We start from the raw sequence: 6,000 nt of genomic DNA, 5'->3' as shown, positions 1-6,000 counted from the left end.
TACATTCACTGCCATGGTGACTTCTCCAATTGATTTTCCGGTATAGCGGTTTCCGACGTCTCGGAAAACCAAGTAGTTATCTCTAAGTTACTTTTAATAACGGCGTGATTGGCGAAACCTTTAGGAAAAAAACAACAAAATTAAAGAAATAGCGATAAAGGAGAAGAAAGCGTGACTGGCAGTAAAATTATCAAAAAAAGATGAGAAAAACACTAAAGTTGCCGAGAAGTCGGTCGAGCGACAATTTGTATTTTAATTAACCAAACGGACTGATTAAGCCGAAACACATTTATAATATTTTAGGCAATTTGTTAACCCAATAAGGTTAAGGCAAGGTTCGGCGCCTGCTTTGCTTGGGCCAATATTGTGGTGCTCACCTGCTGCAAAATTTGTTGCTTAAGCATTTGAGTGGTTTCCTTGGCGTAATCAGTATCTTTAATTCTACTATTTGATGTCGCCAAGTTCTCATGAACATTTTCGAGATTATTAATCGCATGATCAAAGCGGTTTTGCATTGCGCCTAATTCAGAACGATGACTATCCACGTACTTCATCGCTGTATCCAAAATAGAGACAGCACGCTGCGCACCACCCACATCGGTCACGTTGATGTCGTCGACAGATTCGTAATAACCCGCCGACATCGAAAGTTCACTGGCTAACGAACCTGAGAAAGAGATCGTGCCGGCCGTATCTTCGCCAGACATGTAGATCTGAAGTTGCCCTTCGTCATTGACGGAAGCCGATACCAGATCTGTTTGACCATTGATGTAAGTCGCCAGCTCTTCAATGTCATCGCCCGCTTTAGCATTAATGGCGATCTCTTGAGGCTGACCAAAACGGTCGGTAAAAGACATCGTCATATCATTCTGGTTGGATTTTACTTCCCACGAGTCACTTGCCATGCCACTGGCAACATAACTAAAGCCCCCCATGTTGATGTCATCGGTGCGCATGCTTTTCAGGCCGATTTGCACCGCTTCACCAGAACTACCACCGATCTGAAATGACGAGCTACCAAAACTACCGTTAAGGAGCTTTTTTCCACCAAATGAGGTGGTTTCTGCAATTCGATTCAACTCGTCATTTAAGGCGGTCACTTCTTCTTGAATGGCGATTCGTTCTGATGAACTATTCGAGCCGTTACTCGCTTGTAGGGACAAGTCACGCATGCGTTGCATGATATTGGTGGTTTCATTCATCGCACCTTCTGCAGTTTGCATAATGGAGATACCGTCATTCGCATTGCGAACAGCGACATCAATACCGCTCATCTGCGCTTCAAGTCGATTCGAGATTTGCAGGCCTGCAGCGTCGTCTTTAGCGCTGTTAATACGACTCCCTGAAGCCAAGCGCTCCAAAGATTGGTTCAGCATGTTGTTGGCATTAGAGAGGTTTCTCTGAGCCACCAGCGCTGAGACATTTGTATTAACAGTTATAGCCATAGACCTTCACTTACAAAAAGATGAATAAAACTCACGATTGCTCTTATATCGACCAATTCATATAAAGCTTTAATAAAAAAGGAGCCCTGAGGCTCCTTTTGTTCATTCTTTTTGAGACGGCTTACTTAATCGTTAATGCACTCAACATCTCAGTTGAAGGAGCAAAGTAGTAAGCGCCAGTAACGGCTTTAGTAAAGCGAAGCAGTTGGTCTGTTTTGCCATCGGTTACGCCGTACATGCTCTCTAACATCGCATCAAAGTTATGACGAACGTTACAGTAAGCAATGAACAGTAAACCGTGATCGCCCGTTGCTGTGCCGTAGGGCAGGCTGTGACGAACGATTTTAAGACCCTTGCCTTCTTCTTTAATATCCACACGGCCAACGTGAGACGCTGCTGGAACATCATCTAACTCGATAGAGTCTGGTTTAGTACGGCCAACCACTTTCTCTTGTGCCGATACGTTTAATCGGTTCCAAGCAGGTAGGTTATGCACAAAACGTTGCACCATCACGTAGCTACCACCCGCGAATTCACCTTCAGGCACAATCGCCACTTCAGCGCGCTGTGCGTCTTTCGGGTTTTCAGTGCCATCAACGAAATCAGTCATGTCACGTGAGTCTAGGAAGCGGTAACCGTAAGTTTCATCCACTACTTCAACGTCTGCCGCTACTTCAGATAGCAATTTACGTAGGATGAAGAAGTGCAGATCATGTCGGTTTGAATGACAGTGAATCAAAACATCAGACAGTGTGCTCGGTGCTGTCACATCACCTTCGCCAAGCGCAGGGAAATCAATTAGATCAGAGGGAGCAGCTTGCTCGAACTTATCCCAAAAAGCTTTTGAGAACGCAACCGACGCCGTTAGGTTCGCATCAGGTTGAGTTTGGTTTAGCTCTTCGATTAGAGTCGGAAGCTTTTGAATTTCTGCTAGTACATTAGCAGTATTAGCGTTCACTTTAAGTTGAACGTAAAGAGCGAAAGGCCCAGCTTCAGGCAAAATAGCACTTTGAACGTTAGGCTGCTCATTTGAAACATTAAGCATAGATTATTCCTTCCAGTTTTAGCTTCTAAGTATAATTGTGAATGGGACAAATGTTTTGATGAGAATCAGTCTTCGTGCTCAACCACTTTAAAGCAATCCCTTGCAGCATGGCTATTGGTTAGGTAAAGCGCCAACCACAGCAGCAACAATAGGGTGATGCCATTTGACCAACGGAACCATCCGTTATCCAAATAGATTAAATAAATCGTATGGGAGCTCTGTGCCAAGATAGCCATCATGGTCACCCCGCGCCCCCACGACACCACTTTATTAAGGCGTTTTCTATCTGGCGCTCTGAGTCCAAACAACCACATCAGTAATAAGCTAGGGATACTCAATGCAATCCCAACATAAAACATCTGATGATCTGGGTAGACTATCTCGAGGATATCCGTTCCCGATTCTCGGCTTGCGCCTGCAACAATGAAAACGACCAAGGCTTTAGCAAGAAACAACCAACCTAACCAGAGCAAGATCGGGGCTTTCAAAAAGCCGTGCTTGTCGTATTGTTCTATGGAGTACCGCACAAATCTCACTTTCACTTATTTTCAAACCAACACTTTAACGCAAATCATTCATACTTAACTAGCTTTGCGTTATCTTAGTAGCCAATCCGTTTTAATTATCGAACTCAGTATGAAAAAGAAAACTAATACGCCGTCTGTTGAATCTCAACAAGAAGCACTGAAGATAGCCAAAGCGACTCAAAAACCTGCTCAGACCAAAGAACAAACTAAATTGATTGCTCAGGGGATTGAGAAAGGCATTGCGCTCTATAAGAAACAGCAAAAAGAGCGCAGCCGCCAAGCCGATAAAGCGAAGAAGCGCGTACAAAAAGAGAAGCAAACTCAACAAGCTAACCAAAACCAAGAAGACACGATCGAAACAAGTGTTGAAACACCATCAAACCACGCCAATATACTGCCGTGGTTATTACTGATTGCAAGCTGGGTAGGCTTCGCGATTTATTTGATGCAATAGCAGGGTAAACGTATGAAAAAGGAATTAGTCGCTTTGGCTATGAGTGGCATGTTACTCGGGTGTACCACACCCACATCAACGCCTCATAATAAAGCGGACAAGGTACAAATGGATTACCACGGCCTGATTAACACCGAGCAGTGTGAGTATAAAGGGGAAGTTACTGGCAGCGAAGGTCACTGGTACAGCTATTTGTTCTTTCCCAATGACACCCTGATTCAAGGTGCGATGAATGAGCTTAAGTCGAATGCCATTAAGCTAGGCGCAGATACCGTCATCTTTACCTTACCTCAAGATTTTGCGACTTCGGTTACCATGCTTGGCACCGCTTATCTTTGCGAGTAACCAACAGCTCTACTTAGCGGCATACAAAAAAAGAAAGCCAGCTTTCGCTGGCTTATGCACTAAATCCAAGGCTTGTTGCTATATCGCCTTTACGTTCTAGAACCCACTGACTGTCAAATGGTCCCCAGTCGGATAACTGGTAATAACCATCATTATGACGTCGCCCATCTTGAACAAACATAAGTTCGATACCGATCCCCGGTAACGCCTTGAGTACATCTTGAATAGTACGACGAGGCCAACCCGTTTTTTCGATGAGTTTAGGCACATTTGGCCTATCAAGGCTTTCGACTAACAATGCTAAATATAGCCGCCTTGCAAAAACAGGACTCAACTCCATTGACACCTCCTATATATGTGCAACTCAATTATTTCTTTTTTCGCTAACAACATGTTGAGGCTGATCAATAAGTCTCCAATAGTGACATTTTCTTACTGTTTTTTTTCGCTCAATGAAATATTCCTCACTCTATTTTGTCTGAATTGCTGCTTCCTGATAGGATTCAACTCATAACAATGAAATAAAATCACCCAAAGGAAGAATAATGACTATCACTATGTTTGGTATCCCAAATTGCGACACCATCAAAAAAGCAAAGAAATGGCTCGAATCTGAAGGTATCGAGTTCGAATTTCACGATTATCGCAAACAATGCATCACTGAAGAGCTAGTAACAAACTTTTGCTCAGAGCTTGGCTGGGAGCTTGTACTAAACAAACGTGGTACGACTTATCGCCAACTTTCTCAAGAGCAAAAAGACACGTTAACGGAGCAAACTGCAATCACTCTGCTTGTTGAACAACCAGCAATGATTAAGCGCCCTGTCTTGAAAGTCGATGGCAAGCTTCATATTGGCTTCAAAGCTGACCAATACGCGGCTATTTTTGCGTAATCAGCAATTTACGTAATAAGTAATATTAGAACAGATAACAAAGCGTTGAACTTCGCCTGTTCAACGCCTGAAATCAATGACTAGAAGTTTTATTTAAACAAGGAATTCAAGGATGACAGATAGCCCAACTTTGGCTCTGGCAAAAGACCTAATCAGCCGTCAATCGGTAACACCAGAAGATGCAGGTTGCCAAGAGCTGATGATTAATCGCTTAAAAGCGCTCGGTTTTGAAATCGAAGTAATGGTATTTGAAGATACGACGAACTTTTGGGCTCGTCGTGGTACCGAGGCGCCTCTGTTTGCCTTTGCTGGCCATACAGATGTTGTCCCTGCAGGCCCAATTGAACAGTGGGACACTAAGCCATTCGAACCGACTATCGTAGACGGTTTCCTACACGGACGCGGCGCGGCGGACATGAAAGGCTCTCTGGCTTCAATGATTGTTGCAGTCGAGCAGTTCATTGCGGAGCATCCAGACCACACAGGTTCAATCGGTTTCCTTATCACATCGGATGAAGAAGGCCCGTTCATCAACGGTACCGTACGTGTTGTTGAAGCACTGATGGAGCGCGGTGAGAACATCGACATGTGTATTGTTGGTGAACCATCAAGCACTGAGTTCGTAGGCGATGTTGTGAAGAACGGCCGTCGTGGCTCTATCACAGGCGATCTAACGATTAAAGGTACACAAGGTCATGTTGCCTACCCTCACCTAGCGAACAACCCAGTACACAGCTCTCTGCTTGCTATCAACGAGTTGGCAACAACTGAGTGGGACAAGGGTAATGATTACTTCCCACCAACAAGCTTCCAGATTCCAAATGTAAGTGCAGGTACTGGCGCGTCAAACGTGATCCCTGGTGAGTTTAATGTTCAGTTTAACCTGCGTTTTAGTACCGAGTTAAGCAACGACATCATCGTTGAGCGAATCACAACAACACTCGATAAGTATGATTTCGAATACGATCTTAAGTGGACATTCAATGGCGACCCGTTCCTAACGGACGCAGGTTCACTGCTTGATGCTATTGTTGATGCAGTAGGTTACGTGAATGATGTTAAACCAGCACTACTAACGACTGGCGGTACGTCTGATGGCCGCTTCATTGCGCGCATGGGCGGACAAGTCGTTGAACTAGGCCCTGTGAACGCGACGATTCACAAAGTTAACGAATGCGTGAAAGTAGCTGATTTAGAAAAGCTAACTGACATGTACGAAAGAACATTAGTGAACCTGTTCGCTAAATAGTCTTTCATCAGCGATTCATAGCATCTAATTATTGAGAGACTC

The 6,000-nt window shown here is 44.3% G+C and carries 8 protein-coding genes; 4 read left to right on the top strand and 4 right to left on the bottom strand.

The window, feature by feature from the left end:
- Positions 1-311 precede the first annotated feature (311 nt).
- From BCV39_RS13470 to BCV39_RS13460, 3 genes are all read right to left on the bottom strand, one after another.
- Positions 312-1,445 (bottom strand): flagellin, encoded by a 1,134-nt coding sequence (locus BCV39_RS13470; RefSeq protein ID WP_102432030.1) that lies wholly within the window; start codon positions 1,443-1,445, stop codon positions 312-314.
- A 121-nt stretch (positions 1,446-1,566) separates the two neighbouring features.
- Entirely contained in the window at positions 1,567-2,490 is a 924-nt protein-coding gene (locus tag BCV39_RS13465; protein ID WP_102432031.1) for a Dyp-type peroxidase, read from the bottom strand.
- 65 nt (positions 2,491-2,555) lie between these two features.
- Positions 2,556-3,017, bottom strand: a complete 462-nt coding sequence (locus tag BCV39_RS13460) for a DUF2919 domain-containing protein (RefSeq protein WP_048661250.1) — start codon at positions 3,015-3,017, stop codon at positions 2,556-2,558.
- A gap of 109 nt (positions 3,018-3,126) precedes the next feature.
- Here BCV39_RS13460 and BCV39_RS13455 point away from each other — a divergent pair, with 109 nt between their 5' ends.
- Both BCV39_RS13455 and BCV39_RS13450 read left to right on the top strand, forming a co-directional pair.
- On the top strand, positions 3,127-3,471 hold the full coding sequence (locus BCV39_RS13455; protein ID WP_102432032.1) for a DUF2956 domain-containing protein: 345 nt from the start codon (positions 3,127-3,129) through the stop codon (positions 3,469-3,471).
- A gap of 12 nt (positions 3,472-3,483) precedes the next feature.
- A complete protein-coding gene (locus BCV39_RS13450; protein WP_102432033.1) occupies positions 3,484-3,816 on the top strand; it encodes a DUF4156 domain-containing protein in 333 nt (110 codons plus the stop codon).
- Positions 3,817-3,868: 52 nt separating this feature from the next.
- Here the strand turns inward: BCV39_RS13450 and BCV39_RS13445 are convergent, their stop codons facing one another.
- On the bottom strand, positions 3,869-4,156 hold the full coding sequence (locus tag BCV39_RS13445; RefSeq protein ID WP_004741665.1) for a helix-turn-helix domain-containing protein: 288 nt from the start codon (positions 4,154-4,156) through the stop codon (positions 3,869-3,871).
- A 205-nt stretch (positions 4,157-4,361) separates the two neighbouring features.
- Here BCV39_RS13445 and BCV39_RS13440 point away from each other — a divergent pair, with 205 nt between their 5' ends.
- Both BCV39_RS13440 and dapE read left to right on the top strand, forming a co-directional pair.
- The gene (locus BCV39_RS13440; protein ID WP_102432034.1) at positions 4,362-4,709 is read left to right on the top strand and encodes an ArsC family reductase; all 348 of its coding nucleotides are present in this window, start codon (positions 4,362-4,364) and stop codon (positions 4,707-4,709) included.
- A gap of 112 nt (positions 4,710-4,821) precedes the next feature.
- A complete protein-coding gene (dapE, locus tag BCV39_RS13435; protein WP_102432035.1) occupies positions 4,822-5,958 on the top strand; it encodes a succinyl-diaminopimelate desuccinylase in 1,137 nt (378 codons plus the stop codon).
- Positions 5,959-6,000 lie beyond the last annotated feature (42 nt).

Origin of the sequence: Vibrio sp. 10N.286.55.E10 (assembly GCF_002872555.1) — a bacterium.
Classification (GTDB): Bacteria; Pseudomonadota; Gammaproteobacteria; order Enterobacterales; family Vibrionaceae; genus Vibrio; species Vibrio crassostreae.
The sequence above is the reverse complement of the archived record's forward strand: the minus strand, read 5'-3'. Positions and strand labels throughout refer to the sequence as shown.